The organism is Puniceibacterium confluentis (assembly GCF_007923445.1).
GTDB classification, from domain to species: Bacteria; Pseudomonadota; Alphaproteobacteria; order Rhodobacterales; family Rhodobacteraceae; genus Puniceibacterium; species Puniceibacterium confluentis.
The window spans coordinates 99,824-125,484 of sequence record NZ_VOJI01000004.1 but is presented as its reverse complement, the minus strand read 5'-3'; the positions used below and the strand labels follow the sequence as shown (position 1 = coordinate 125,484).

The window sequence follows — 25,661 nt, the reverse complement described above, 5'->3', positions numbered from 1 at the left end:
GACATGATTGTACGCGATGTAAACAAGCTCAAAGACACCGACCGCGCCGTTTCCGACGCTGAGTGGACCTCGGTCCGGATGCTGCTGGCGGATGACAAGATGGGGTTCTCGTTCCACATCACCTATCTCAAGGCCGGCTCCGAGCACACGTTCCACTACAAGAACCACTTTGAATCGGTGTTCTGCATGCAGGGCAAAGGCTCGATCACCGATCTGGCCACCGGTGAGACCCACGAGATCACGCCCGGGGTGATGTACGCGCTGAACCTGCATGACAAACATACACTGCGCGCCGAAGAAGAGCTGGTCATGGCCTGCTGCTTCAACCCGCCCGTCACCGGCACGGAGGTGCACCAGGAAGACGGATCCTACGCCGCGCCCAAAGAGGTCGCGTGAGCGGGGACAACATGAGTTCGACTTTCCAGAATCATACCGTAGAAAAGATCGGCGGCACCTCGATGTCCCGCCTGGCCGAGCTGCTGGAGCCGCTGTTTCGCGTCAACGCGCCCGACTACAACCGGATCTTCGTGGTTTCGGCTTTTGGTGGCATCACCAACCTGTTGCTGGAACACAAGAAAAGCCAGGAACCCGGGGTTTATGCCCATTTCTCGAACGAGACCGAGGATCATGGCTGGATGAGCGCGCTGACCCGCGTCGACGCGGCGATGCGCGAAGCACACGAAGCGGTGCTGACGCATCCGGCGGATCAGGCGCAGGCGGCGGATTTTGTCCGTGACCGGATCGAGGGCGCCCGATCCTGCCTGATCGACTTGCAGCGGCTGTGTTCCTACGGGCATTTCCGCCTGTCGCAGCACATGGCGATCACCCGTGAACTGCTTTCCGGACTGGGGGAATCGCACTCGGCCTTTGTCACCGCTCTGCTGCTGCGCCGTCATGGCGTGAACGCGCGGGTCGTGGATTTGTCCGGCTGGCGGGACGAACGCGAAATGACGCTGGACGAGCGCATTCTCGACGGGCTTCAGGGCATCGACCTGACCACCGAGATGCCGATCGTCACCGGGTATGCGCAATGTGTCGAAGGCCTGATGAACAAGTATGATCGCGGTTATTCCGAAGTGACGTTCAGCCAGATCGCCGCGCTCACCCGCGCCCGCGAGGCGATCATCCACAAGGAATTCCATCTGTCATCGGCGGACCCCAAGCTGGTGGGCGCCGACAATGTCCGCAAGCTGGGTCACACCAACTATGACGTGGCCGACCAGCTGAGCAACATGGGCATGGAAGCGATCCACCCCACCGCGGCCAAGGCACTGCGCCAGGCCGAAGTGTCGCTGCGCGTCACCAATGCGTTCGAACCGCTTGATCCGGGCACGTTGATCGACGAGGCCGAGGCCGAGAAAGGCGTTGCCGAGATCGTCACCGGGCTGGACATCTACGCCTTCGAGCTGTTCGAGCAGGACATGGTCGGGGTCAAGGGCTACGATGCCAAGGTGCTGGAGCGACTGACCCGCCACGCCTGCCGGATCGTGTCCAAGACATCGAATGCCAACACGATCACCCACTATGTCGATGCGTCGCTGAGCACGATCAAGAAGGTCGAAAAGGATCTGAGCGAGGTCTACCCCAACGCGCACATAAGTGTGACATCGGCAGCGATCGTTGCGGTCATCGGCCGGGACCTGCGTGGATTGCACGTGCTCGAACGCGGTCTGGGCGCATTGCGCAAGGCGGGGGTCGAAGTGATCAGCGCCCACCAGACGACCCGCACTGTGGATGCGCAGTTTGTGGTCGGGCGCGAGTCTCTCGACCGTTCGATCCGGGCGTTGCACGAGACGTTCATGCCCAAGACCGGGAAGGTTGCCAAACTGGTGGCCTGATCGCCGGTTGCTGTCGAAGAACTCAAACTCTTCGACACCTCAAACGGCCCTGCCCCGACGGCGGGGCCGCAGTGTCTGAAAACTGCGGCACCGCACCGCAGCGCTTGACCCCAGGTTGAACCGCCCGCCCGCTTCGGTCAACCGACGGGAAATTCGCACGCTTTTGTCACCGCCAGGCCGAATTCGGGTTTGACTCGACAGGCTTCGACGGGGCCAACTGTCGGGCATGAAGCTGATAAAAAATCCATTTCGCGCCGAATCGCGCGACTTTCCCCTGCCCGACGGCATCCCCTACCCGCAGGACGACCCGGGCCCGGTGCTGGCGTTGCTGCGGCGCTGTCCAGTGGCGCAAATCACCCCGCTGACCACCCTGCCCGACCTCGCCCGCGACAGCCACATCGCCGCGCTGTGGGTCAAGGACGAAAGGACGCGCATGGGTCTGGGCAGTTTCAAGGCCCTGGGCGCGGCGCATGTCATTGCCCATGCGGCTGCGGCGCTTTCTCCCGAGGATCCGGTCGGCGCGCTGGGGGGACACACGTTTGTCACGGCCAGCGCCGGCAACCACGGGCTGTCGGTCGCCGCCGGAGCCGCGGTGTTCGGTGCCCGTGCCGTGGTCTATCTGTCCGACACCGTGCCCGACAGCTTTGCCCTGCGCCTGCGCGCCAAAGGCGCCGAAGTGGTGCGTTCCGGGCGCAACTACGAAGACAGCATGCAGGCCGCCGCCGAGGCGGCTGATGCCAAGGGCTGGACACTGCTGTCAGACAGTTCCTGGGAGGGCTATACCGAGATCCCGCAACGCCTGATGCAGGGATACCTCGCGCTGATGGCCGAGGTCGGTGAACAACTGCACCCGGCGCCGACCCATGTGTTCGTGCAGGCCGGCGTCGGCGGGCTTGCCGCCGCTGTCGCTGCAGCCACCCGTCGCCTCTGGGGCGAGGCGCCGCGTGTGATTGTCGTTGAGCCCGACGCCGCACCCTGCGTAGCGCAATCCCTTGACAACGAACGGTTCACGCCGGTGCGCGGGCCGGTTTCGGACATGGGGCGGCTGGACTGCAAAGAGGCGTCGATGATCGCGCTCAGGGGGCTGGCCCGGGATGCGGACGCGGTCGTGACCCTGTCGGACGCCGAAGTGAACGCCGTGCTGCCACGACTGGCGGAACTGGGTCTGGCCACCACTGCCTCCGGCGGCGCCAGTGTGGCAGCCGTGCTGTCGAGCCGGGCGCATCGCACCGCCCTGGCGCTGGAGGAGTCGTCCCGCGTGCTGGCCTTCGTGACCGAAGAACCATGAGCCTGACGCTTCCGGATGCCGAATATCAGGCCCGGGTCGCCCGGGCGCAGGCCGCAATGGCGCGTCAGGATCTGGCGGCGCTGCTGGTCACCACCGAACCGGACCTGCGGTATTTCAGCGGCTTTCTGACCCGTTTCTGGGAAAGCCCGACGCGGCCCTGGTTTCTGGTCATTCCCGGGCATGGTGACCCGGTGGCGGTGATCCCCGGCATCGGTCAGGCCCTGATGGAACGCACCTGGATCCGGGAAATCCGCTGCTGGCCCGCGCCGCGCCCCGGTGACGATGGCATCAGCCTGCTGGCCGACACCCTGTCCGAAGTGAGGGGGCGCGGCGTCCAGATCGGCCTGCCGATGGGACCGGGCAGCCACCTGCGCCTGCCGCTGTCTGACTACGCGGCGCTGCGGGCCGCGCTCAAGCCGCTGCGCATGGTGTCCGATCAGGGGCTGGTACAGCACCTGCGGGCGGAAAAGTCCGAGGCCGAGATCGGGCTGATCCGGCAGGCCTGCGCCATTGCCGGACGCGCCTTTGCCCGCGTGCCCGAGGTGGCGGCCGCGGGAATCGGGCTCGACCGGGTGTTTCGCGACTTCCAGCGGCTGTGCCTCGAGGAAGGCGCCGACTGGGTGCCCTATCTGGCGGGCGCGTCGGGAGCCGGGGGATATGCCGACGTGATCTCTCCGGCGACACCGGCGCCATTGCAGCCCGGGGATGTGCTGATGCTGGACACCGGATTGGTGCACGAGGGGTATTTCTGCGATTTCGACCGGAATTATTCGGTCGGCGACCCGTCAGTTGCCGTGCGCGACGCCCATGCCCGCCTGATCGACGCGACCGCTGCCGGGTTTGCCGCAGCCCGCCCCGGTGCGCTGGCGTCCGACCTCCACGCCGCAATGACCAAAGTGCTGGGGCCCGGGCGCACCGCACCGGGGCGTCTGGGCCACGGGCTGGGCATGCAGCTGACCGAAGGCTTTTCAGTCCTGCCGGATGACCGCGAGGAACTGCGTCCCGGCATGGTGCTGACGCTGGAACCCTGTCTTGACATGGGCGAAGGGCGCATCATGGTGCATGAGGAAAACCTTGTGATCCGCGACACCGGCCCGGAATGGCTCTCGCCGCCCTCGGGGCCGGAGATTCCGGTACTGGAGCCCGTGGCATGACCGATTTCCCCTATGACACGCTGGCGGCGGATGAGCTGCGCATCGGATTGATCGTGTTGCAGGCGGACGAAAGCCTGGAGCGGGATCTGCGCCAGCTGATCCCGGCGCAGGTCAATCTGCTGGTCAGCCGGGTGCCCAGCGGCGACGAGGTGACGCCCGATACCCTGAGGCAGATGGCGCAGGATCTGCCCGCCGCCGCCCGGCTTCTGCCACAGGCGCAACGCTACGCAGTGGTGGGGTATGGCTGCACCTCGGGGGCGGCGGTGATCGGGCCTGCGGTGGTGGCGAAGTTGATCCGCGCCGCCGCACCGACCCCCAGAGTGACCAACCCGGTCACGGCTCTGGTCGCCGCCTGCACCACGATGGGCCTGCGGCGGCTGGCGATCCTGTCGCCTTATGTCGCCGGCGTCTCGGACCGGCTGCGCGACGTCCTGCGCTGCAACGGCATCGACACGCCGGTCTTTGGCAGCTTCAACGAAGCCCGCGAAGACCGGGTCGTGCGCATCGCGCCCGGCTCCATCATGGCGGCAGCAGAGGCGCTGGCGCAACAGGGCGGTGTGGATGGTGTGTTCCTGTCCTGCACCAACCTGCGCACGCTCGAACTCATCGCCGCGCTTGAGGCGCGCACCGGCCTGCCGGTGCTGTCCAGCAACCAGGCACTGGGCTGGCACATGCTGCGCCAGGCCGGAGTGGACACCCGGCTGCAGGGCTACGGGAGACTGTTTGCCGAGTGCTGACGCGGGGGCGTCGCAGATATCCGCACTCTGCACCGGCCGGGCGCAACGCGGTCATTCGGCCGCGTGTGTCAGTGGCAGCCCGCCAATCTGCGTGAGCAGATCGACAATGGCCTCTACCCCGTCCCCCTTGCGCAGAGAACTGAAGACAAACGGTTTTCCGGCCCGCATCCGCGTGGCGTCGCGGCGCATGACCTCAAGCGACGCGCCGACATGCGGCGCCAGATCCGTCTTGTTGATCACCAGGATATCCGAGCGGGTGATCGCCGGGCCGCCCTTGCGCGGGATCTCTTCGCCCGCGGCCACGTCGATCACGTAGATCGTCACATCCGCCAGTTCCGGTGAAAACGTCGCCGAAAGGTTGTCGCCCCCCGACTCGATCAGGATCAGATCCAGACCGGGGTGGGCCGCGTTCAACTCGGCAATGGCGGCGAGGTTGATCGAGGCATCCTCGCGGATCGCGGTGTGCGGGCAACCGCCGGTTTCGACCCCCTTGATCCGGTCCAGCGGCAGCACCTGCAGACGCATCAGCGCCTCGGCATCTTCCTGGGTGTAAATGTCATTGGTCACCACCGCCATCGACAGGCGGTCGCGCAGCGCGCGGCACAGCGCCGCCGTCAGCGTCGTCTTGCCGGCACCGACCGGGCCACCAAGGCCGACACGCAGGGGTCCGTTCAAAGATGTCATGGGGTTCTCCTTACGAGCGGAACAGGCGGGAATAGAGCTGGTCATGGCGCTGGCTGGCAATATCCAGCAGCGGGGCAAAGCCGCCGATGTCGTCGAGATCGGCACGGATCGCCCGGTCCGCCAGCCGCTGGCACAGCGGGGTCAGAGTACGGATGACCCGCTGGCCGTCGGTCTGTCCCAGCGGGATCAACCGCACTCCCGCACCGGTCAGATTGGCGGCAAAGGCCTGCAGATACAGGGTCAGCGCTGGTGGCAACGGCAGATCGAGCAGCGCCACGGAACGGCCCATGGCAACCGGGTAGGGCAGCGGCGGGACATCAATGCCCCAGACTTCGGACACGGTGGCGGCAAGCGCCGCACCTTGCAGCGCGGTCTCGCGGCGGCGTTCATGCGAGGGGGACAGTGCCAGCGCCAGGTCGGCCAGGGTGTCGGTGTCACCGCCCTGTGCCGCCTGCGCCATCAGAACCGCATCCGACCAACCGGCGCCATATTCCAGCACAGTTTCCAGCCAGTCCTGCAATGCGGCGGCGTCGGTCACCTGCGCCGCCTGCACACAGGTTTCCAGACCGTGCGAATAGGCAAAGGCCCCGACGGGAAAAGCCGGCGAAAACAGCTGGTGCAATGTCAGATGCGGATCAGTGGTGATCATGGTCGTGCGACTGATCGTGGGTGTGATCATGGCTGTGGCCGTGGTCATGGGAATGACTGTCCGGCCCGTGGCTGTGCGAATGGTCGTGGCCATGGGTGCGCCCCATGCCGTATGCGCCACCTTCGGGGGTGAAGGGTTCGTGCACCTCGGCAACCGTTGCGCCAATCCGGATCAGCATGTCGCGGATGACGTGATCATGCTGGATCAGCAGGCGTTCGGCTTCGATCTGGCAGGGCGTGTGGCGGTTGCCGATATGCCAGGCGATGCGCACCATGTCGGTCCCGGTCACCGCCAGAAGCGGCTGGGACGCTGCGGCAATGGCGATTTCTTCACCGGTGGTGGTCACCAGGACGCCGCCATGATCGAGTGAGGTGGTTTTCGGCAGGTCGGCCAAAACCGTGCGGCCGTCTTTCAGCGTCAGCACCTTGCGGCGCAGGAACCGGTCCTCGTAATCCAGCTCGGCGCATCCTGCCGGATGTTCCTGCGAGGGAGTCGCGCGGTAGAGCTGGGCGGTAAAGGCGGGGGCACTCATCCGCGCCCCCGGGCCGTTGCGCACTGATCGGTGATCAGCGGTAGTATGTGTCCTTGAACACGTGGTGCACGATCTCGTCGCGGGTGATGCCGCGTGCCGCCAGCTGAGTGTCGCTCATCGCCCGCAGGGCGCGCACGGCGCGCATCCGGGGATGATTTTCGGCAACCGAGTCTATCCAGTTGGCCAGGCCGTCGGCAATGCGTGTCAGCAGCGGGGCCTTGGGGTAGGTGTCGGTGAAAGTGATGGCATGGGCCATGATATGCGTTCCGTTTTGACTGTTGGTCCGTTTCGTTGCACATCAAATAGGCAGAAGAAGAACGCGCCAACACCCCCGAAAGGGCATCCCCGGGATGCGTTTGGTGCATGGCTGACTGTGTATCCGGCATCACGAGGTCCTCAGAACAAAAAGTAGCGCTGTGCCATCGGCAGGACGCTGGCGGGTTCGCAGGTCAGCAGCTCACCATCGGCGCGCACCTCGTAAGTCTCGGGATTCACCTCGATATGTGGCAGCGCGTCGTTCAGAATCAGGTCCTTCTTGCCGATGCCGCGGGTGTTGCGCACCGCCAGCGTCTGCTTGGCGAGACCCAGCGTACCGCGGATATCGTGGCTTTGTGCCGCTTCTGACACAAACGTGACGGCGGACTTTTCGACCGAGCGGCCATAGGCCCCCCACATCGGCCGGGAATAGACCGGCTGCGGCGTGGGGATTGACGCATTCGGATCGCCCATCTGGGCACAGACGATGGTCCCTCCCATCAGCACCATCTCGGGTTTGACACCAAAGAAAGCCGGATTCCACAGCACGAGATCCGCGCGTTTGCCGGGCGCGATGCTGCCGATCTCGTGGCTCAGCCCGTGGGCGATGGCCGGATTGATGGTGTATTTCGCGATGTACCGGCGCACCCGCAGGTTGTCGTTGTCGCCGGTTTCCCCCGCCAGTGCCCCACGCTGCTTTTTCATCTTGTCGGCGGTCTGCCAGGTGCGGATGATCACCTCGCCGACACGGCCCATCGCCTGGCTGTCAGAGGCGATGATCGAAAACGCCCCCATGTCATGCAGGATATCCTCGGCCGCGATCGTCTCGCGGCGGATGCGGCTTTCGGCAAAGGCCACATCTTCGGGGATGGATTTATCAAGGTGGTGGCAGACCATGAGCATATCGAGATGCTCTTCGAGGGTGTTCACCGTATAGGGCCGCGTCGGGTTGGTCGACGACGGCAGGACAAATTCCTCGCCGCAGATCTTGATGATGTCGGGGGCGTGACCGCCACCGGCGCCTTCGGTGTGAAAGGCGTGGATGGTGCGGCCCTTCATCGCCTTCACGGTGTTTTCCACAAAGCCGGATTCGTTCAGGGTGTCGGTGTGGATCATCACCTGCACGTCATAGTCGTCGGCCACCGAAAGGCAGCAGTCGATGGCGCCGGGTGTGGTGCCCCAGTCCTCGTGCAGCTTCAGGGAACAGGCGCCGCCCATGATCTGCTCGATCAGCGCGGCCGGCAGCGAGGCGTTGCCCTTGCCGGCAAAGGCCAGGTTCATCGGAAAGGCATCCGCCGCCTGCAGCATCCGGCCCATGTGCCAGGCGCCGGGGGTGCAGGTCGTGGCCAGCGTGCCGTGTGCCGGGCCGGTGCCGCCGCCCAGCATGGTGGTGAGCCCCGAATGCAGTGCATCCTCGATCTGTTGCGGGCAGATGAAGTGAATGTGGGAATCAAACCCGCCGGCTGTCAGGATGCGCCCTTCGCCTGCGATGATCTCGGTGCCCGGACCGATGATGATGTCGACACCGGGTTGCGTGTCCGGATTGCCGGCCTTGCCGATGGCGTGGATGCGCCCGTCGCGCAGTGCCACGTCGGCCTTGTAGATGCCGGAGTGGTCCACGATCAACGCGTTGGTGATCACCGTGTCGACCGCACCGTCCGCACGGGTCACCTGGCTCTGCCCCATGCCGTCCCGGATCACCTTGCCGCCGCCGAACTTGACCTCTTCACCGTAGGTGGTGAGGTCACGCTCGACCTCGATGATGAGGTCGGTGTCGGCCAGCCGCAGCCGGTCCCCGGTGGTGGGACCGAACATGGCGGCATAGTCGGCGCGGGCAATCGTTGCGGGCATGGGTCAGGTCCTCAGTTGAATTTCGGGCCGCGCTTGGCCAGCCGGTTGGTGTTGCTGCGGGTCTTGGCGCGCAGGGGGCGGATGGCCGATGTCACGATCTGGTCAGGTCGGGCACCGTTCATCGTTGCGCTGACGGCATTCATCGCCGATTGCATCATCGCGGGCGGCTTTTCATCCACCATCCGGGTGTTTTCGGATCGGGTCACGTTCCACAGTCCGGCCATGCCCAGCAAGCGCATGGTGATCACGGACTGTGTCTCGATCAGCAGGAAGGTCATCTGCAATGTGGCGTTCCACAGATGAAGCGGGTTGGCAGTGCGGGGCATCGGATGTCTCCGTGGATGTGAATCTGCCCCCGGATTCCGGCGCGGAAGCTCCCGGGGGGAAGGACGCTTTGAGCGGCGGCGCATTGCGGCGGACCGCTGCGACGCCACGGCCGACGCGCGGGCACGGACCGATGGCCGGGTCGGCGCACGTTCCCCGAACGGTGTCGGCAGGCTGCGGTCTCTGACGGCACACGCACTCATGTCTCTGCGCCGCGTCCGGGTTTGCCGAGGTCGAATACCGGGTCCACCGGCACCTGCAACGCGGTTGCCAGGGCATTGGTCTGGCAGGCCATGGCGACAACCGCCAGGAGCTCGGCCTGCATTTCGGCAGTCATGCCCTTTGCGCGGGCTGCGGCGGTGTGGGAATGCACGCAATATCCACAGTTGTTGGCAACCGAGACCGCAACATAGAGCATCTCTTTCACCACGGGATCAAGCGCGCCGGGGGCCATCACAGTCTGAATACGGTCCCATGTGGCGCGCAACTGAACCGGGTCATGTGCCAGCGCGCGCCAGAAGTTGTTTACAAAGTCGCTGCCACGCGCCGCGCGGATCTCGGCAAAGAGTTCAGCCGCCTCGGGGCTGAGCTCTGCGTCGTCCAGCAGTGGCAGCGTCGCCATGTCAGTTGCCCTTTTTTGCCGGTGTCGAAGGCGCCTGAGCGACCTTGGGCGCGGTCGGGGTGTCGGCGGCCTTGGGCGCAGTCGGGGTGTCGGCGGCCCTGGGGGCGGCCGGGCTTGCCGATGCGGCGGGTGGCGACTGGACCGGGGCGGCTTTGGTGTCTGCCGCAGCGGTTGGTTCTGCCTTGGCGACGGGCGTCACCGTTGCCGCTGTCTCTGGTTTTGCGGCAGCCGGACCCACTGGTTTGACATCGGGGGCCTTGCTGGCCGACGGGGCTGCGGCGGCAGGTGCTGTCACGGACGGGCTGGGGGTTTGCGCCTTGGAAATCGGCGCATCCACCGGCGCGGGGTCTGCCTTGGGCGCGGCGGCGGCGGGCTTGGGTGCCGTCACCACAGGCTGTGCCGTCGGGGCGGCCTGTGCTGTCTTGAGCTCAGCCTTGGCAGGCTTTGGCTTGACTGCCTTGGCTTTGGTTTTGGCAGGCGCAGGTGACGGGCGCGACGCCGCGCGCGGCACTGGTGGCTTGGCCGCGGGCACTTCGGCCACCGGCGTTTCTGGCGCGGCGGTCAGGACGGCAGTCGGGGCGGCGATCGCTGGCACAGTCATGCGGCCGAGCTGCATCATCAGACTGCGCTGGCGCAGGCCAGCCTGAAACAGGGTCTGGCCGACCTTGACCTGCGAGGTCCAGACTTCGCCGGACGCCCTGATGCAGGCGAGTGTCATCTGAAAGGGTTGCATGAGCAGTGGCATGGGGCTCTCCTTTTCAATTCTGGCGCGGGCCTGTGGCCCGACGGGATAGGGTGTCAGTATTCGGTGGCAAATCCGGCCAGATCCTCTGTCCGGGTCCGTGTCAGACGTGTGAGGCACTCGTAAAACAGCTGTGACTGAAGCGTACCGCCCCGGGCCAGCAGACTTTCTGCCTCGCAAGCCTGATCGCGGTAAGGAATCCAGGCACGCTGCGCGTCACGCAGAATCGTAACGGCCGGAATTTCATCCGCACCGATGTAGTGATCAAGATCCCGGGCTTTGGCCATCGCTTTTTTCCAGACCGCATTCAGCTCGGCATCCGCTGCCTCATGGGCGCGCGCCGCACAGCCGGTCATCTCGACCTGGGTTGTGGGGCTGACGCAGTCCAGGGGCTGCGCCATGCCCTTTGCGGCCCAGCCCGTCGCGGGCAGCACGATCAGTAGGGCGAGAACGGACCGGCGCATGCTCACAGATCCCCCATCACCGCCTGATTGAACCCGAAGATCCGCCGATTGCCACCGATCGGCACCAGCTGCACCTCGCGGCGCTGGCCCGGCTCGAACCGGACCGCCGTGCCGGCGGCGATGTCCAGCCGCATCCCGCGCCCGGCATCGCGGTCAAAGTCCAGAGCCGCATTTGCCTCGCCGAAATGGTAGTGGCTGCCGACCTGCACCGGACGGTCACCGGTGTTTGCGACCATCAGGGTGATCGCCGTGCCACCTGCGTTCAGCGTCAGCGTGCCCTTGGCCGGAAACAGTTCGCCGGGGATCATTTGCGGGCCCTCATGCGCACCAGGGCCAACCGCGCCGCCAGCGCGACAACCCCCAGCCCCGCCACCAGCGTCAACCAGTGTGCGCCGTCATGCGGGTGCAGGTGTGCGCCGGAATGCGCCAGCACGGGCGAAGCGATGGCAGTGAACAGCAGGGCAGGTGTGGCGATGCGGGTCATGGCGTTGGTCCTTTGTTGGGCGGTTTGCGGCGGTGTCGTCAACGGATCGGATTGTGCACGGTGACCAGCTTGGTTCCGTCGGGAAAAGTGGCTTCGACCTGCACTTCGTGAATCATTTCGGCGATGCCCTCCATGCACTGCTCGCGGGTGATCACATGCGCTCCGGCCTGCATCATCTCGGCGACAGAGCGGCCATCGCGCGCGCCTTCGACCACCGCGTCGGTGATCAGGGCAATCGCCTCGGGATAGTTCAGCGGCACTCCGCGGGCCAGGCGCTTGCGCGCCACTTCGGCGGCCATGGCGACCAGCAGTTTGTCTTTCTCTCGGGGCGTCAGTTGCATGTGGTTCGGTTTCCGGTGGGTTAGAGCATCCAGGGTCGGGGCAGATCCCCCCCCGACAGGTGGCGCAGAAGCGGGGTCAGTCCACGGCGCATCCCAAAGCTGTCCGGCGCGGTCAGGCGCAGGAACAGCAGATCGTCGCCAAGAGCCGAAACCCCCGCGCTTTCGGGCAGCAGTGCGCGCAGGGGGTCCAGCTGTCGGCGCGCGCCCGGCGTTGCAAACACGACCGATGCCAGCGCGCCGCAGCCGTCGGCCACAAACCGGCGATCGAGGGTGGCGGCGGCATCCCCGTCCAGGTGCAGGCGGTCGGCAAAGGCAAGGCGCCCGTCGATGCGCAGGTCGATGTGGTCGCGCAGAGTCAGCCGGCGCACGGATTCGCCCATCGCGGCGCGACCAAAGATCAGGGTCTCGACCGCCAGCAGTGTTGCGTCCGCCGCCATCTCGACCGTCAGGTTGCGTGCCAGTGCGGCATGGTCGAACAGGATCGTCTCTTGCGGCAGCCAGTCAATGCGCGCGCCCGGCCCGATTCCGAGCGTGGTACTCACCCGCCCCGGCGCCCCCGGCAGTGCATGATAGATGCGTTCCGCCGCCTGGCTGGTCAGGCTCAGATGCGCCCCTGCCCCGGCTTCAAAACGGGCTTCGAACCGGTCACCGCCGGTCACGCCACCCGAGGTATTGAGCCATACGGCGGGCAATGCCGCAGTTGCCGGTCGCGGGAACAGCAGCCGCGATGCCCCGGCCTGATGCAGATCCACAAGCACGCTTTTCCCGTCACGGACCCGCGCGGAAAGATGCGTCCGGCCCCGGGCGCGCTGCGCCGCAGGCAGGGGGGCCTTGGTCATGCTGTGATCGTAGGGAATGTGGCGGACTCCGATGCTGCGATGGATACGGTTTTCACAGGATCGCCTACAGCGACAAGCCCTGGACCGTGACGGCATCCGCTCAGCGCCCCCCCACGCACCCCGAACGCCCAATCTGCAGGCTGTTCCTGGCTTCCTGCCAAAATTTCGGGCACATGTGAATCACGCAAGATCCGCCGCCTTTTCCCCCGCTTTCGGCGTAAAATCGCAGCGGTCCGGCTTGATATCCAGCAGCGGCGTGCCGTCCAGACAGTCCAGCCCGCGCACCACCAAAGCCGCACGCTCCCGGCGCACCAGATGGACGCGTGCGGTGCCGATCGGATTGGGCCGTACCGGCGAGCGCAGCGCAAAGGTACCGACAGTCCGCCCGTCATGGCGCGGACTCTGCGTGACCAGATCGCGACGCGACTGATGCAGCCAGTAGATCACTTCGAGACGGCTGTAGGCTTCGATCCCATCCAGCGCCGCTTCCCAGATCGGGTCAAGTTCAAGGCGGCATTCGGGGCCGTCCAACCGGCCCTGACGGGGGCAGTCGGCACGGGTCAGAAACGGGGTACGGATACGCCCGATAAACCGGAGCGCGGCATCGTCGGCCAGGTCCAGATCGACCTGCCGCTCGCCGGGTCGGGTGTCGGTGCGGTCCTGCGGCATCCGTTGTCTCTGCATGGTTTGGCAACAGAATACATCAATCCGGCACGCGGAAAAGTACCCGTGACGTCCGCGCACCGGAAAGCATCGACAGCTTGCGGTGCTCTGACGCGGAGTCGGCGGTTAGGCGGCATTACACGGCCCGGTCGAAGGAATGCCGCCGCGCGCCCGAAAATCGGTAATCTTTCCAGACCAAAATCAGCTTAAATTTCTTGCACGCCTGTCCGAATTACCGCATCATTCCGGAGTATCCGAAGATTATGCAAAGGCCGGAAATTTTGCAAGACTATGGAGAGGCATTGTCTTTGGCCCTGAGCCTTGTCCTGTCGGGCGATGGTGACCTGTATCAAATCGTCATCCTGTCCCTGCGCGTCAGCCTGACAGCCACCGCGCTGGCCTGTTTGATGGGGCTGCCGCTTGGGGCATTGCTGGCGGTGACACGGTTCCGCGGACGCGGTGGCGTGCTGGTGCTGGTCAACGCCCTGATGGGGTTGCCGCCGGTGGTTGTCGGGCTGCTGGTCTATCTGCAACTGTCGCGCTCGGGTCCGCTGGGGTTCCTCGGGCTGCTCTATACGCCCAGCGCCATGATCATTGCCCAGTGCATCCTGATCACCCCGATCGTCGCGGCCCTGTCCCGCCAGGTGCTCGAAGACATGCACACGGAATATGCCGAGCAGTTTCGCTCTCTCAGTCTCAGCCGGACGAGGAGCATGCAGGCGCTGCTGTGGGACGGCCGCTTTACGCTGCTGACCGTCGCGCTGGCGGGATTTGGCCGCGCCGTCGCCGAAGTGGGCGCCGTGATCATTGTCGGTGGCAACATCGACCATCTGACCCGGGTGATGACCACCGCGATTGCCCTTGAAACCTCGAAGGGTGATCTGGCACTGGCGCTGGCGCTGGGAATCGTGCTGATGGTGCTTGCCCTGGGTGTGAACGCCACGGTGCAGTCGGTGCGGATGTCCGCCATGAAGCAAGCCTATGCGTGAATCCCGCCTCCCCCGCGCCGGTGAATGTCAGCAGGTCCAGCCGCCCTGCGGCCCTGTCGTGCAGGCGGCGCGCCTGTCGGCACGGAGGCTAGGGTATCTCGCGCATGGCAGGACGCTGATCAGCAACCTGGATCTGGATCTGGACACCGACGGCATCACCATCGTCATGGGCCCCAATGGCGCCGGCAAAAGCCTGCTTTTGCGACTGCTGCACGGGCTGATTGTCCCTGACGCGGGAACGGTATTCTGCGACGGCGCGCCGCTGGACGCGGGGGCGCGGATGCGCCAGGCGATGGTGTTCCAGAAACCGGTGCTTCTGCGCCGCTCGGTTGCAGCCAATGTCGATTTTGTACTGCACAGCCGCGGTCCGCGCGACTCTGCGCGGCGTGACGTGCTGCTGGGCCGCGTCGGCCTGTTGTCCCGGGCCGCACAGCCCGCACGCCTGCTGTCGGGGGGCGAGCAGCAGCGCCTGGCTCTGGCGCGGGCGCTGGCGAGCGCGCCGGATCTGCTGTTCCTTGACGAACCCACCGCCAGCCTCGACCCGGCCTCGGCACAGATGATCGAGGATATCCTGCGCGAAGAGCGGCGCCGGGGAACCAAGATCGTCTGCGTCACGCATGACATTGGTCAGGCCCGCCGGCTTGCCGATGACATCGTGTTCCTGTCGCAGGGCCGGCTTGCCGAACACCGCCCTGCGGACGCCTTTTTCGGCGCTCCGGCGTCCCCGGCCGCGCAGGCCTTTCTCGCGGGCCGCCTGACGGTCTGACATTACTTCCCACCATCGCCAGAGGAGACCCCGATGGGCGTTCGCACGTTTGTTTCCACATTCGCCCTGCTGAGCCTAGGCGCCGGACCCGCGCTGGCCCAGGACCGGACGATCCTGGTGCAGTCGACCACATCGACAGCGAACTCGGGGCTTTACGACACGCTGCTGCCGCAGTTCAACGAAGCAACCGGGATCACCGCCAACGTGGTGGCCGTGGGCACGGGTCAGGCGATCCGCAACGCCGAGAACTGTGATGGCGACGTGCTGCTGGTGCATGCCAAGTCGGCGGAAGAGGCCTTTGTGGCAGAGGGCTTTGGGGTCAAGCGGTCGGATCTGATGTACAACGACTTTATCGTCGTGGGACCAGCGGATGACCCCGCCGGTGTTGGCGGCATGAACGATGCCGCGGCGGCGCTGGCAAAAATCGCCACCAGCGGCGCGCTGTTCGCGTCGCGGGGGGATGACTCGGGCACCCACAAGAAGGAGATGTCGCTGTGGCAGGGCGCAGGTGTCGACGCGGCGGCGGCATCCGGCCAGTGGTATCGCGAAACAGGCTCTGGCATGGGCGCTACCCTGAACGCGGCGGTGGGTATGAACGCCTACGCCCTGACGGACCGCGCGACCTGGATCAGTTTTGAAAACAAGAGCGATTTCGACATTGTCGTCGAAGGCGATCAGGACCTGTTCAACCAGTATGGGGTGATCCTGGTGAACCCCGAAAGATGTCCGACGGTCAATGCCCGGGACGGGCAGGAATTCATCGACTGGCTGCTGTCCCCTGCCGGCCAGACCGCGATTGCGGCCTACCGCCTGAACGGTCAGCAACTGTTTTTTCCAAACGCCCGGCCGTAGGCCCATGGCAGGAGACGCCGAATTGCGCACGGATTGCCGTCACCGCGCGATGATTTATCCGCGCTGGCCGGGGTGTGCGAATTGACCCTCTGCCGCTGGCGGCGGAGAGGCCGCCGCACCGGTCAGGCCTTGTCCAGCGACGGCACGGCGCATAGTCTGCAGCGATCATGACCGACACCGCTGACCAGACCCGCCCCGAATTCCTGACCGTGCGCGAGTTGGCCGAACTGCTGCGCATCAAGGAACGCAAGGTCTATGACCTTGCCGCCAGCGGCACCGTGCCCTGCTCCAAGGTCACCGGCAAGCTGTTGTTTCCCGAGGCGGATGTCCGCGCCTGGATCGCCAGAGGCAGCGCCATTGCGTCCGTCACGGACGGGGCGCGCCCGCCGCAGGTTTTCCTGGGCTCGCACGACCCGCTGCTGGACTGGGCCCTGCGCCAGTCGCGGTGCGGCATCGCCACCTATTTCGACGGCTCGCTGGACGGGCTGGACCGGTTCGAGGCGGGCGAGGGACTGGCCAGCGGCCTGCACATCTTTGACGCCGCCATGGACCATTGGAACCTGTCGGCGGTGCAGGGTCGCTTTGCGGCGCGCAACGTGGCGCTGCTCGGCTTTGCGCGGCGCCGACGTGGGCTGATTCTGTCGGCGGACGCCCCGGATGCGATCAGGGAAATCGCGGATCTGGCCGGTCTGCGACTGGCGCCCCGCCAGCCGGAATCCGGCACGCACGGTCTTTTTGAACACCTGCGCGCCGCGGCCGGCCTTGCGCAGGATGCCTTGCACTATTGTGACCCGGCCCGCAGCGAGGCGGATGCGGTGATGGCCGTCCAAAGCGGAAACGCCGATGTCGCCTTTGGCCTCGAAGCGCTGGCCCGTCCCTACGGTCTGCGGTTCGTGCCCGTGATAGAAGAACGCTTTGATCTGCTGATCGACCGTCGTGCCTGGTTCGACCCGCCGTTGCAGCAGTTCGTGCGCTTTGTGCAGGGCGACAGTTTTGCCCGCCATGCTGCCGGTTTGGGCGGCTATGACATTGACGGTATCGGGGCGGTGCGCTGGAATCCCTGAAGCGCTTCGGCGCGACACGCAAACGGCGCCGCGGGGTTCACAACAACCGGCGTTGTCGTGCCTAGCCGTGTCGCCCGCTGCGCGGCAGCCGGTTTTCAACCAGATGCACCAGCTGCGCCCCCAGGGCGATGAGCGGCTCGCGCAACCGTCCGAATACCGGCGCCGCCAGTTGCTGCGACGGCAGCGGGATGTCGGCCAGGCTGCGGTGTCCTGACAGATGCTCGGCCAGCAGACGGCCAAACACCGTACCGGGCGCAATTCCGCGACCATTGTATCCGCTGATTGCCAGAATATCCGGCCCCAGGCAGCTCAGCCTTGGCAGATTGCTCCGGGTCATGCCGATCTGTCCGCACCAGCCGGACTCGAACGTCACGTCGCCCAGTTGCGGAAAGATCCGCGCGATGGCGCGGTGGGCCCAGTTGCGGTGCACGGCCAGTCCGCGGCCCGTCAGGCTGCCGACCGAACCGAATATCAGCCTTCCGGCGGCATCCAGACGGAAAGAGCTCAGAACCTCGCGCGTGTCCCAGGCCCCCTGGCGGTAAGGCAGGATCGACTGGCGCAGGTTGTCCGACAGGGGCCGGGTGGCAAAGTTGAAATACGGCAACATGACCTGGGTTTCGCGCACTTCCGGATAGACATGCCGGGTGTAGGCATCGGTTGCCATGATCACCTTCCCGGCGGTGATGCTGCCGCGGCTGGTCCGCAACAGGGGCGCACCGTTGCGGGTCTCGACCGCGAGCACCGGCGAACCGGTGAAGATCCGCGCCCCGGCTGCCTGCGCCACGCGCGCCAGTCCGCGCGCATAGGCCAGCGGCTGGATTGTCCCGGCCCGATGATCCAGCAGCGCACCGCTGTAGGCGCAACTGCCGATGGCCGCGGCGGCATTCTCGGCCCCCAACAGCTCAAGATCGACGCCGCGCCGACGCCATTGCGCCGCTCTTTCCGCAAGGTTGCGCAGGCCGGACGCCCCCACCGCACAGTGCAGGGTTCCGGTGCGCACCGCCTGGCAGTCGATGGCTTCGGCGCGGATCAGATCGAACACCTCCTGCGGCCCCTGCCCTAGCAGCTCCAGCAGCGCCGTGCCCATCCCGGACCCCAGGGTGCCGATGATCTTGTCCGGCATCACCCACATGCCGGCATTGACCAGACCGACATTGCGGCCCGAGCCGCCGAACCCGGCCTCGACGGCCTCTGCCAGAACCACGCTCTGCCCCGCACGCGCCAGATGCAGGGCCGCCGACAAGCCGGTATAGCCGCCGCCGACAATGGCCACATCAGCCGTGACGTCCTGATCCAACACCTCTGTAACTGGCGCATCCGGAGCGGTCTTTTCCCAGACTCCGTGACTATGAGGGTCGTTGTTCATGACGTCCGGGTACTCTGGCGGCGGCCGTGTGCGGGCCTGTCTGAAGAAGCGGTAAGCCTGCTCTATACGCCTGAATTCCAGGGTTTCCAGTGCGCGCCTGCCTGCGGTGGCGATTTCGCGCCTTCGTGATGCCCCTCTGCGACGGTCTCCCGGCCGGAGTCATGGCGGCAACAGGCCCGCGAAACAGACCTTCTGTGACGGAAATTTCCTGCCTGTCGTGCCGTGCCAGAGGGTGATCCGCCTGCAGATACAGGCCGGGAAACCGTTTGCGGTCAAGGCAGTGGGTGCCTGTCACTCCGGCAGGCCCGGGACGCAGCCTGCCCTTTGCATCGCCGATCATGTTATCCGACCCCGCCCGGAAGACATCGAAGCCGGGTCGGCCGCGCACAACAGGCGCGACTAAACGTCCCGCACGCACCTTACCGGCTGGCGGGACTTTGGCGCCGTGTGGATCTTCCTACTGCCAGGGAGGCGGCACCTTTGCAAAGAAGGCCGCGATGCCGTTCTGGGTTTCTGCGGTTTCCCAACGGTCGGCCAGCGCGTTTGCGGTCATTTCGGCGGCCTGTGCCGGATCGTGGCCGGAAAGGCTCCGGCACAGCGCCTTGGCGGCGGCGACAGCGCCGGGCGCACAGTCGAGAATGCCGGTCACCTCGGCTTCGACAGCGGCGTCCAGATCCGCCGCCGGACAGGCGTGGGCGACAAGTCCGGCCCGGATCAGAAATGCAACGTCAAAGGGTCTGGCGTTAAAGAACACCTGCCGGGCAAAGGCCGCGCCCAGGCGGGCGACGACGAAAGGACCAATGGTGGCCGGGATCAGCCCCAGGCGGGTTTCGGTCAGCGCAAAGCGCGTGCTGCTTTCTGCCAATACGATATCACACACCGCGACCAGCCCGAGACCGCCGCCATAGGCTGCACCGTGCACCCGGCCGATCAGCGGCTTGGGCAGCGCGTTCCACAACCCCAGCATGTCCGCCAGCGCGCGGGCGCCGGCCACCTTTCCGGGACGGTCCTGTGCGGCCTGATCGCGCATCCAGGCCAGATCGCCACCCGCGCAGAAGGTCCGGCCTGCCCCCGACAGGACCACGGCGCGCACCGCGTCGTCCGCGCCCAGTTCACGGGCAACCTCGGTCAGTTCGGCGATCATCTGCGCGTTCATCGCATTGTGCTTGTCCGGGCGCTGCAGCGTGACCTGCGCGATCCCGCGGGCATCGGTCGCGACGCTGAGGGTCTGGAATGTCATGACGGTTTTCCTGTCAAGTTGGGGGGACGGATTTCATCGCGGCGATACAGGCCTCGGCCAGGGCCAGGGCTTGCAGGTCGATGCCGGTGTCGAACCCTTCGGCCTGCAACATTTCGACCAGAACCGCAGTCGACAGGTTGCCCTTGGCTCCCGGGGCGTAGGGGCAGCCGCCGAGCCCGCCAACCGCGCTGTCAAAGGTGCGCAGCCCCAGATCCAGCGCGACGCGGACATTGTCGATCGCGGTGTCACCGGTGTCGTGGAAATGCCCGGCCAGCCGCTCTGCCGGGATCTCTGTCAGCACCTCTTCGATCATCCGCCGGATGCTTTCCGGCGTGCCGGCCCCGATGGTGTCGCCCAGCGCAATTTCGTAACATCCCATGTCGAACAACCGACGGGCCACGTCGCGCACCGCCCGCGGGTCCACCGCGCCGTCATAGGGGCAGACAGCGACGCATGAGACGTAGCCGCGCACCGGAACAAAGGCCTTTTCAGCGACGCCCATCACCGGTTCGAAACGGCTGAGGCTTTCCGCGATCGAGCAATTGATGTTCTTTTGACTGAACCCCTCCGAGGCCGAGGCGAAGATTGCCAGTTCGTCGGCCCCGGCTGCGATGGCTAGTTCGGCCCCCTTGAGATTGGGTGTAAGCACGGCGTAATCCACCGCATCGTGGCGCTGGATTCCCGCCATGACCTCGGCGGCATCGGCCAGCTGCGGCACCCATCTGGGGGAAACAAAACTGGTTGCCTCGATCTTGCGGAACCCGGCGCGGGACAAGAGGTCGATCAGTTCGATCTTGCGGGCGGTCGGGATGATCTGCGTCTCGTTCTGCAGTCCGTCCCGCGGACCCACCTCGTAGACGCGCACCGCATCGCTCATTCCGCCGCCTCGTCTTCAAAGGTGATCAGTGCAAGACCGCCCTCGACCGGGGCGCCGACTGCGCAGGCCACTGCGGCAATGATGCCGTCGCGCGGCGCGACAAGGGTTGTTTCCATCTTCATGGCCTCCATCACCCCCAGGACCTGGCCCTGGGTCACCCGGTCGCCGATCGCTGCCGACAACTGGATCACGACACCGGTCATCGGCGCCAGGACCGCATTGCCGGTATCGGCGCGCGCTGCCTGCCCCGAACGGGCGTCCGGTACGATCAGATCCGTGGTCCGCCCCTCTGAGAGCACCGAGACCAGCGCCCCGGCGCCCAGATCCGCACGCGCGACCCGTGCGCCGCAGCGGATGCGCTGTGCGCCGACGCGGGCAGAGAGCGCCGCGCCGTCGCGGCGGATCTCGGACAGGGTGACCGGTTCCGGGCCACCGCTGAGGGTGACGCTGTCACCGCTTTCGAAACTGAGGGTCCGCGCCAGTGTCTCGGTGCCGTGCAGCATGAGAACCTCGGTCTGTGCCGTGCCCCAGAGCCGCCAGCCCGGCGGCGTTCCGCCACCGGATGCCCCCGGCGCGAGGTCCAGCGCCGAATACGCGGCAAAGGCAAGATGGGTTTCGCTGAGCGGCACTGCGGCACAGAGCGTGTCAAGGTCGCGGGCGATCAGGCCGGTGTCGAAGTGCCCGGCGTTGAATCCCTGGTGCGCCGCCAGCGCCGCCAGAAACCCGGCATTGGTGACCGTCCCCGCCACATGGGTCTGCGCCAGCGCGGTGCGCAGACGGTCAAGCGCCTCGGCCCGGGTGGCACCATGGGTGATGATCTTGGCGATCATCGGGTCGTACCAGGGGCTGATCTCGTCACCGCTGCGCACGCCGGTGTCATTGCGCGCGCCGTCATGGAACGACAGATGATGCAGGGTGCCGGTGGCGGGCAGGAAATTGTTGCCGGGGTCTTCGGCGTAAAGCCGTGCCTCGAAGGCGTGGCCACTGATCGTCAGCTGGTCCTGCGTGCAGGGCAGCGGCGCACCGGCAGCGACCAGCAGTTGCCAGGCAACCAGATCGACGCCGGTGATCGCTTCGGTCACCGGGTGTTCGACCTGCAGGCGGGTGTTCATCTCCATGAACCAGAACCCGTCGGGACGCAGCGGGCCGGACCCGTCGGCTATGAACTCGATGGTGCCGGCACCGGAATAGCCGATGGCCTTTGCGGCTGTCACCGCGGCCTCGGTCATCGCCGCACGCACGTCACCGGTCATGCCGGGCGCCGGCGCTTCCTCGATCACTTTCTGGTGGCGGCGCTGAAGCGAGCAGTCGCGTTCGAACAGATGCACCACGTTGCCGTGACTGTCGCCGAACACCTGCACTTCGATATGGCGCGGCGCGGACACGTATTTTTCGATCAGCACATGGCCGTCGCCAAAGGCCGACACACCTTCGCGCTGCGCCGAGGCGAGCGCGGCGGCAAAGTCAGACGGGTCATCGACGCGCCGCATGCCTTTGCCGCCGCCGCCCGCCCGCGCCTTGATCAGCACCGGATAGCCGATGTCATCCGCCTGTGCGGACAGGAATGCAGGGTCCTGATTTTCACCATGATAGCCGGGCACGACCGGCACACCGGCCTGTTGCATCAGCTTTTTCGCCGCATCCTTGAGCCCCATGGCCCGGATCGCGCTGGCCGAGGGGCCGATGAACACCAGACCGGCCTGCTCCACAGCGTCGACGAAGTCCGGGTTTTCGGACAGGAAACCATAGCCGGGATGGATCGCCTGCGCCCCGCTGTCCAGCGCGGCCTGAATGATCACATCCCCCCGCAGATAGCTTTGGGACACCGCGGGTGGGCCGATGTGCACCGCCGCGTCAGCCAGCGCCACATGCTGGGCCTGCGCATCGGCATCGGAATAGACGGCCACGGTCCCGACCCCGAGGGCCCGGGCGGTGCGGATGATACGGCAGGCGATTTCGCCGCGGTTGGCGATCAGTATTTTGTTGAACGGTTTCATCATCACATCCTGAACAGGCCGAATTTGGTGTCTTCGACCGGCGCATTCAGCGCGGCCCGAAACGAAAGCGCGACCACGTCGCGGGTCTTGCGCGGGTCGATGATGCCGTCATCCCACAACCGCGCCGAGGCATACAGCGGCTGGCTTTGCCGCTCGAACAGATCCAGCGTCGGCTGCTTGAAGGCCGCCTCTTCTTCGGCCGACCAGCTGCCGCCCTTCGCCTCGATGCCGGCACGGCGCACATCCGCCAGAACCCCGGCGGCCTGCGCTCCGCCCATGACCGAGATGCGCGCGTTCGGCCACATCCAGACAAAGCGCGGGCCAAACGCGCGGCCACACATGCCGTAGTTGCCCGCACCATAGGACCCGCCGATCACCACCGTGACCTTGGGCACCGCGGCCGTGGACACTGCGGTGACCAGCTTGGCGCCGTCCTTGGCGATGCCGCCGGCCTCGTATTTCGAACCGACCATGAAGCCGGTGATGTTCTGCAGGAACAGCAGCGGGATCTTGCGCTGACAGCACAGTTCGATGAAATGCGCGCCCTTGACCGAGCTTTCCGAGAACAGCACGCCATTGTTGGCAAGGATGCCGACGGGAATGCCGTCGATATGGGCAAACCCCGTCACCAGAGTGGTGCCGTAGCGCGGCTTGAACTCGGCGAAGTCCGAGCCGTCCACCAGCCGCGCAATGATCTCGCGGACATCGTAGGGCGTGCGGTCGTTGTCCGGGACGATGCCCATCACGTCGTCGGCGGGAAACAGCGGCGCCCTGGCCGCCACAATGTCCACCGAGGGCCTGGGCCGTGGGCCAAGGTGGCTGACGATTTCGCGCGCCAGCGCCAGCGCGTGCCGGTCGTCGTCCGCCAGATAATCCGCCACCCCGGACAGCCGCGTGTGGGTATCGCCGCCGCCCAGGGTCTCGGCATCGATGACTTCGCCTGTGGCCACCTTGACCAGCGGCGGACCGGCAAGAAAGATCGTGCCCTGCTCGCGCACGATGATTGTCTGATCGCTCATCGCCGGGACATAGGCGCCGCCGGCGGTGCAGGACCCCATGACAACCGCGATCTGGGCAATCCCCTTGGCGCTCATCCGCGCCTGATTGAAGAAGATCCGGCCAAAGTGGTCACGGTCGGGAAACACCTCGTCCTGATTGTTGAGGTTGGCCCCGCCGGAATCGACCAGATAGATGCAGGGCAGATGGTTTTCCTCGGCAATTTCCTGCGCGCGCAGATGCTTTTTCACCGTCATCGGGAAATAGGTGCCACCCTTTACGGTCGCATCGTTGCACAGGATCATGCAGTCGCGGCCCGCGACCCGGCCGATCCCGGCAATGGCCCCCGCCGACGGGATCTCGTTGTCGTACATGCCGGACGCGGCAAACAGTCCGACCTCGAGAAAGGCCGATCCGGGGTCCAGCAGCCCGGCGATCCGGTCGCGCGGCAACAGCTTGCCCCGTGCGGCATGCCGCGCCCGCGACGCCTCTGATCCGCCCTGCAGGATCCGCGCCGCCTCGGCCGCGATGGCGTCATACTGCCGTTCCATCGCAGAAACATTCTTGGCGAACGCCTCCGATCCCGGAACGACGCTGCTTTCCAATACCGCCATTACTGTCAAATCTCCTTGTTCTGGTGCCGTGCAGCCGAATCGTATCACGCCTGGAACGTGCGGGTATCGGGTGAACGCAGCGATTGTCTGATTGAAGCCTGCGTCAGCGGGTCATGAAGTCCGGCAGGAACAGTGTGACCTGCGGAAAACAGATTAATAGCAGCAGGACGATGAGTTCCATACCGAGGAACGGCAATATGCCGCGAAAGATCGTCCGGAGCGGAACGCCGGTCTGCGCCGCTGCCACATAGGCGTTCAAGCCCAGAGGTGGTGTCAGCAGTCCGATCTCGACGGTCTTTGTGACCACGATGCCGAACCAGACAGGATTGTACTCGAGCGCCATGGCGATCGGGAACGCCAGTGGCATCGCCAGCGACAGGATCGCCAGCTGGTCCATGAACATGCCCATCACCAGCAGGGCGAGGATGATGATGCCCATGATCGCCGCGGGAGGCAGATCGGTTGTGGCAACGAATTCCAGCATGTTCTGGGTGATGCGGGTGAACGCGAGATAGTTGGCAAAGATCGCCGAGCAGGCCACGATCGTGACGATCATCACCGTTGCCCGGATCGCGCCGCTGACTGACTGGTTGAAGGCGGCAAAGCTCAGACTGCGCTGGAACAGCACGATGATCAGAGACCCCATGACCCCAAGCGCCGCCGCCTCGGAGGGAGAGGCGATGCCGGCGTAAATCGCCCCGATCACCGCCACCATGAGCATCGCCATGGGAATGACGTGACGGCTGTCCAGCAGGGCCTTCTTGGCCTCGAAGCGCGCGCCCCTGGGGGCCTGGTCGGTGGTGTGGGCAATCACCTTGATCACCACCGCCAGTCCGGCGGCGGTCAGCAGGCCGGGAACGATGCCCGCAATGAACAGTTTGCCGATCGAGGTTTCGGTCAGCACGCCGTAGACCACCAGCACGATCGAGGGGGGCACGACCACGGCGAGTGTGCCGCCGACACTGACCACCGCTGCGGCCAGCCGGTCCGAATAGTTGTGGCGGCGCATCTCGGGAAAGGCCGAGGCCGACATCGCCGCAGTCGAAGCGGTCGAGCTGCCGACAAGCGCCGCCAGCAGAACCGAGGCACCGACCGTTGCCATCGCCAGCCCGCCCTTGACGTGGCCGATCCACGACTGGCAGGCGATGATTGCCCGGCGTGTCACGTCACCGGCCGTCAGAAGTTCGGCCATGAGAATGAACAGCGGAATTGCCACCAGGATGAAGGACGACGACGTGTCGTAAAAGGTCCGTTCCAGCACCGCGAGTGCCGGGCGCAGCCCAAGCTGTGCGGCCAGGCCGAAGAAGCCCACCAGCCCCATGGCAAAGGCAATCGGCATCCGGAAGACCATGAGCACGGCGAGCAGGAAGAGTATGGCAATGAATGTCAGCATCGACGGGACTCGCACTCCTTTGTTGGGGCGGCCGCGTCGG

At 65.7% G+C, this 25,661-nt stretch carries 29 protein-coding genes; 9 read left to right on the top strand and 20 right to left on the bottom strand.

The window, feature by feature from the left end:
• The first annotated feature begins 3 nt into the window (after nucleotides 1-3).
• The 5 genes from FOY53_RS06360 (at nucleotide 4) to FOY53_RS06340 (ending at nucleotide 5,017) form a co-directional block, all read left to right on the top strand.
• The gene (locus tag FOY53_RS06360) at nucleotides 4-396 is read left to right on the top strand and encodes an ectoine synthase (protein ID WP_146586881.1); all 393 of its coding nucleotides are present in this window, start codon (nucleotides 4-6) and stop codon (nucleotides 394-396) included.
• An 11-nt stretch (nucleotides 397-407) separates the two neighbouring features.
• Nucleotides 408-1,838, top strand: coding sequence for an aspartate kinase (locus FOY53_RS06355; protein ID WP_146587191.1), 1,431 nt, complete (start codon nucleotides 408-410; stop codon nucleotides 1,836-1,838).
• A 226-nt stretch (nucleotides 1,839-2,064) separates the two neighbouring features.
• Nucleotides 2,065-3,126, top strand: coding sequence for a pyridoxal-phosphate dependent enzyme (locus FOY53_RS06350; protein WP_146586879.1), 1,062 nt, complete (start codon nucleotides 2,065-2,067; stop codon nucleotides 3,124-3,126).
• Nucleotides 3,123-4,280 carry a M24 family metallopeptidase gene (locus FOY53_RS06345; RefSeq protein WP_146586877.1) on the top strand — a complete coding sequence of 386 codons (1,158 nt, stop codon included), beginning with the start codon at nucleotides 3,123-3,125 and terminating at the stop codon, nucleotides 4,278-4,280. The genes FOY53_RS06350 and FOY53_RS06345 overlap by 4 nt, the downstream gene beginning before the upstream one ends.
• The gene (locus FOY53_RS06340) at nucleotides 4,277-5,017 is read left to right on the top strand and encodes a maleate cis-trans isomerase family protein (protein WP_146586875.1); all 741 of its coding nucleotides are present in this window, start codon (nucleotides 4,277-4,279) and stop codon (nucleotides 5,015-5,017) included. Before FOY53_RS06345 ends, FOY53_RS06340 begins: the two co-directional genes overlap by 4 nt.
• Before the next feature lie 51 nt (nucleotides 5,018-5,068).
• On the opposite strand, the gene ureG is transcribed toward FOY53_RS06340, so the two are convergent.
• From ureG to tsaA, 14 genes are all read right to left on the bottom strand, one after another.
• On the bottom strand, nucleotides 5,069-5,701 hold the full coding sequence (ureG, locus tag FOY53_RS06335) for an urease accessory protein UreG (RefSeq protein ID WP_146586873.1): 633 nt from the start codon (nucleotides 5,699-5,701) through the stop codon (nucleotides 5,069-5,071).
• Between the two features lie 10 nt (nucleotides 5,702-5,711).
• Entirely contained in the window at nucleotides 5,712-6,398 is a 687-nt protein-coding gene (locus FOY53_RS06330; protein WP_246107305.1) for an urease accessory protein UreF, read from the bottom strand.
• Complete coding sequence (locus FOY53_RS06325; protein ID WP_146586871.1) at nucleotides 6,337-6,882, bottom strand: urease accessory protein UreE; 546 nt, start codon at nucleotides 6,880-6,882, stop codon at nucleotides 6,337-6,339. The genes FOY53_RS06330 and FOY53_RS06325 overlap by 62 nt, the downstream gene beginning before the upstream one ends.
• A gap of 34 nt (nucleotides 6,883-6,916) precedes the next feature.
• On the bottom strand, nucleotides 6,917-7,138 hold the full coding sequence (locus FOY53_RS06320; protein WP_146586869.1) for a DUF1127 domain-containing protein: 222 nt from the start codon (nucleotides 7,136-7,138) through the stop codon (nucleotides 6,917-6,919).
• A 140-nt stretch (nucleotides 7,139-7,278) separates the two neighbouring features.
• On the bottom strand, nucleotides 7,279-8,988 hold the full coding sequence (ureC, locus tag FOY53_RS06315) for an urease subunit alpha (RefSeq protein WP_146586867.1): 1,710 nt from the start codon (nucleotides 8,986-8,988) through the stop codon (nucleotides 7,279-7,281).
• Nucleotides 8,989-8,999: 11 nt separating this feature from the next.
• Nucleotides 9,000-9,314: an antifreeze protein gene (locus FOY53_RS06310; RefSeq protein ID WP_186766532.1), complete on the bottom strand. Its 315-nt coding sequence runs from the start codon at nucleotides 9,312-9,314 to the stop codon at nucleotides 9,000-9,002.
• Nucleotides 9,315-9,511: 197 nt separating this feature from the next.
• On the bottom strand, nucleotides 9,512-9,934 hold the full coding sequence (locus tag FOY53_RS06305) for a carboxymuconolactone decarboxylase family protein (protein WP_146586866.1): 423 nt from the start codon (nucleotides 9,932-9,934) through the stop codon (nucleotides 9,512-9,514).
• 1 nt (nucleotide 9,935) lies between these two features.
• Nucleotides 9,936-10,679 (bottom strand): hypothetical protein, encoded by a 744-nt coding sequence (locus FOY53_RS06300; RefSeq protein WP_146586864.1) that lies wholly within the window; start codon nucleotides 10,677-10,679, stop codon nucleotides 9,936-9,938.
• A 53-nt stretch (nucleotides 10,680-10,732) separates the two neighbouring features.
• Nucleotides 10,733-11,140, bottom strand: a complete 408-nt coding sequence (locus FOY53_RS06295) for a lysozyme inhibitor LprI family protein (RefSeq protein WP_146586862.1) — start codon at nucleotides 11,138-11,140, stop codon at nucleotides 10,733-10,735.
• A gap of 2 nt (nucleotides 11,141-11,142) precedes the next feature.
• A complete protein-coding gene (locus FOY53_RS06290; protein WP_146586860.1) occupies nucleotides 11,143-11,448 on the bottom strand; it encodes an urease subunit beta in 306 nt (101 codons plus the stop codon).
• Nucleotides 11,445-11,624 (bottom strand): hypothetical protein, encoded by a 180-nt coding sequence (locus FOY53_RS06285; RefSeq protein ID WP_146586858.1) that lies wholly within the window; start codon nucleotides 11,622-11,624, stop codon nucleotides 11,445-11,447. Before FOY53_RS06285 ends, FOY53_RS06290 begins: the two co-directional genes overlap by 4 nt.
• 38 nt (nucleotides 11,625-11,662) lie before the next feature.
• Nucleotides 11,663-11,965 (bottom strand): urease subunit gamma, encoded by a 303-nt coding sequence (locus FOY53_RS06280; RefSeq protein ID WP_146586855.1) that lies wholly within the window; start codon nucleotides 11,963-11,965, stop codon nucleotides 11,663-11,665.
• A 20-nt stretch (nucleotides 11,966-11,985) separates the two neighbouring features.
• On the bottom strand, nucleotides 11,986-12,804 hold the full coding sequence (locus FOY53_RS06275) for an urease accessory protein UreD (protein ID WP_146586853.1): 819 nt from the start codon (nucleotides 12,802-12,804) through the stop codon (nucleotides 11,986-11,988).
• A gap of 180 nt (nucleotides 12,805-12,984) precedes the next feature.
• On the bottom strand, nucleotides 12,985-13,488 hold the full coding sequence (gene tsaA, locus FOY53_RS06270; protein ID WP_246107304.1) for a tRNA (N6-threonylcarbamoyladenosine(37)-N6)-methyltransferase TrmO: 504 nt from the start codon (nucleotides 13,486-13,488) through the stop codon (nucleotides 12,985-12,987).
• A gap of 260 nt (nucleotides 13,489-13,748) precedes the next feature.
• Here tsaA and FOY53_RS06265 point away from each other — a divergent pair, with 260 nt between their 5' ends.
• The 4 genes from FOY53_RS06265 (at nucleotide 13,749) to FOY53_RS06250 (ending at nucleotide 17,138) form a co-directional block, all read left to right on the top strand.
• Nucleotides 13,749-14,456, top strand: coding sequence for an ABC transporter permease (locus FOY53_RS06265; RefSeq protein WP_146586851.1), 708 nt, complete (start codon nucleotides 13,749-13,751; stop codon nucleotides 14,454-14,456).
• On the top strand, nucleotides 14,449-15,222 hold the full coding sequence (locus FOY53_RS06260) for an ATP-binding cassette domain-containing protein (RefSeq protein ID WP_146586849.1): 774 nt from the start codon (nucleotides 14,449-14,451) through the stop codon (nucleotides 15,220-15,222). The genes FOY53_RS06265 and FOY53_RS06260 overlap by 8 nt, the downstream gene beginning before the upstream one ends.
• Nucleotides 15,223-15,255: 33 nt before the next feature.
• Nucleotides 15,256-16,074 (top strand): ABC transporter substrate-binding protein, encoded by an 819-nt coding sequence (locus FOY53_RS06255; protein WP_146586847.1) that lies wholly within the window; start codon nucleotides 15,256-15,258, stop codon nucleotides 16,072-16,074.
• A 167-nt stretch (nucleotides 16,075-16,241) separates the two neighbouring features.
• Nucleotides 16,242-17,138 (top strand): substrate-binding domain-containing protein, encoded by an 897-nt coding sequence (locus FOY53_RS06250; protein ID WP_146586845.1) that lies wholly within the window; start codon nucleotides 16,242-16,244, stop codon nucleotides 17,136-17,138.
• 61 nt (nucleotides 17,139-17,199) lie between these two features.
• On the opposite strand, the gene FOY53_RS06245 is transcribed toward FOY53_RS06250, so the two are convergent.
• The 6 genes from FOY53_RS06245 to FOY53_RS06220 form a co-directional block, all read right to left on the bottom strand.
• Nucleotides 17,200-18,504 carry an NAD(P)/FAD-dependent oxidoreductase gene (locus FOY53_RS06245; protein ID WP_146586843.1) on the bottom strand — a complete coding sequence of 435 codons (1,305 nt, stop codon included), beginning with the start codon at nucleotides 18,502-18,504 and terminating at the stop codon, nucleotides 17,200-17,202.
• A gap of 457 nt (nucleotides 18,505-18,961) precedes the next feature.
• A complete protein-coding gene (locus FOY53_RS06240) occupies nucleotides 18,962-19,744 on the bottom strand; it encodes a crotonase/enoyl-CoA hydratase family protein (RefSeq protein ID WP_146586841.1) in 783 nt (260 codons plus the stop codon).
• A gap of 13 nt (nucleotides 19,745-19,757) precedes the next feature.
• Nucleotides 19,758-20,621, bottom strand: coding sequence for a hydroxymethylglutaryl-CoA lyase (locus FOY53_RS06235; protein WP_146586839.1), 864 nt, complete (start codon nucleotides 20,619-20,621; stop codon nucleotides 19,758-19,760).
• Nucleotides 20,618-22,621 carry an acetyl/propionyl/methylcrotonyl-CoA carboxylase subunit alpha gene (locus FOY53_RS06230; protein WP_146586837.1) on the bottom strand — a complete coding sequence of 668 codons (2,004 nt, stop codon included), beginning with the start codon at nucleotides 22,619-22,621 and terminating at the stop codon, nucleotides 20,618-20,620. The genes FOY53_RS06235 and FOY53_RS06230 overlap by 4 nt, the downstream gene beginning before the upstream one ends.
• A complete protein-coding gene (locus FOY53_RS06225; protein ID WP_146586835.1) occupies nucleotides 22,621-24,228 on the bottom strand; it encodes a carboxyl transferase domain-containing protein in 1,608 nt (535 codons plus the stop codon). Before FOY53_RS06225 ends, FOY53_RS06230 begins: the two co-directional genes overlap by 1 nt.
• A 103-nt stretch (nucleotides 24,229-24,331) precedes the next feature.
• Nucleotides 24,332-25,621, bottom strand: coding sequence for a TRAP transporter large permease (locus tag FOY53_RS06220; RefSeq protein ID WP_146586833.1), 1,290 nt, complete (start codon nucleotides 25,619-25,621; stop codon nucleotides 24,332-24,334).
• Between the last annotated feature and the right edge of the window lie 40 nt (nucleotides 25,622-25,661).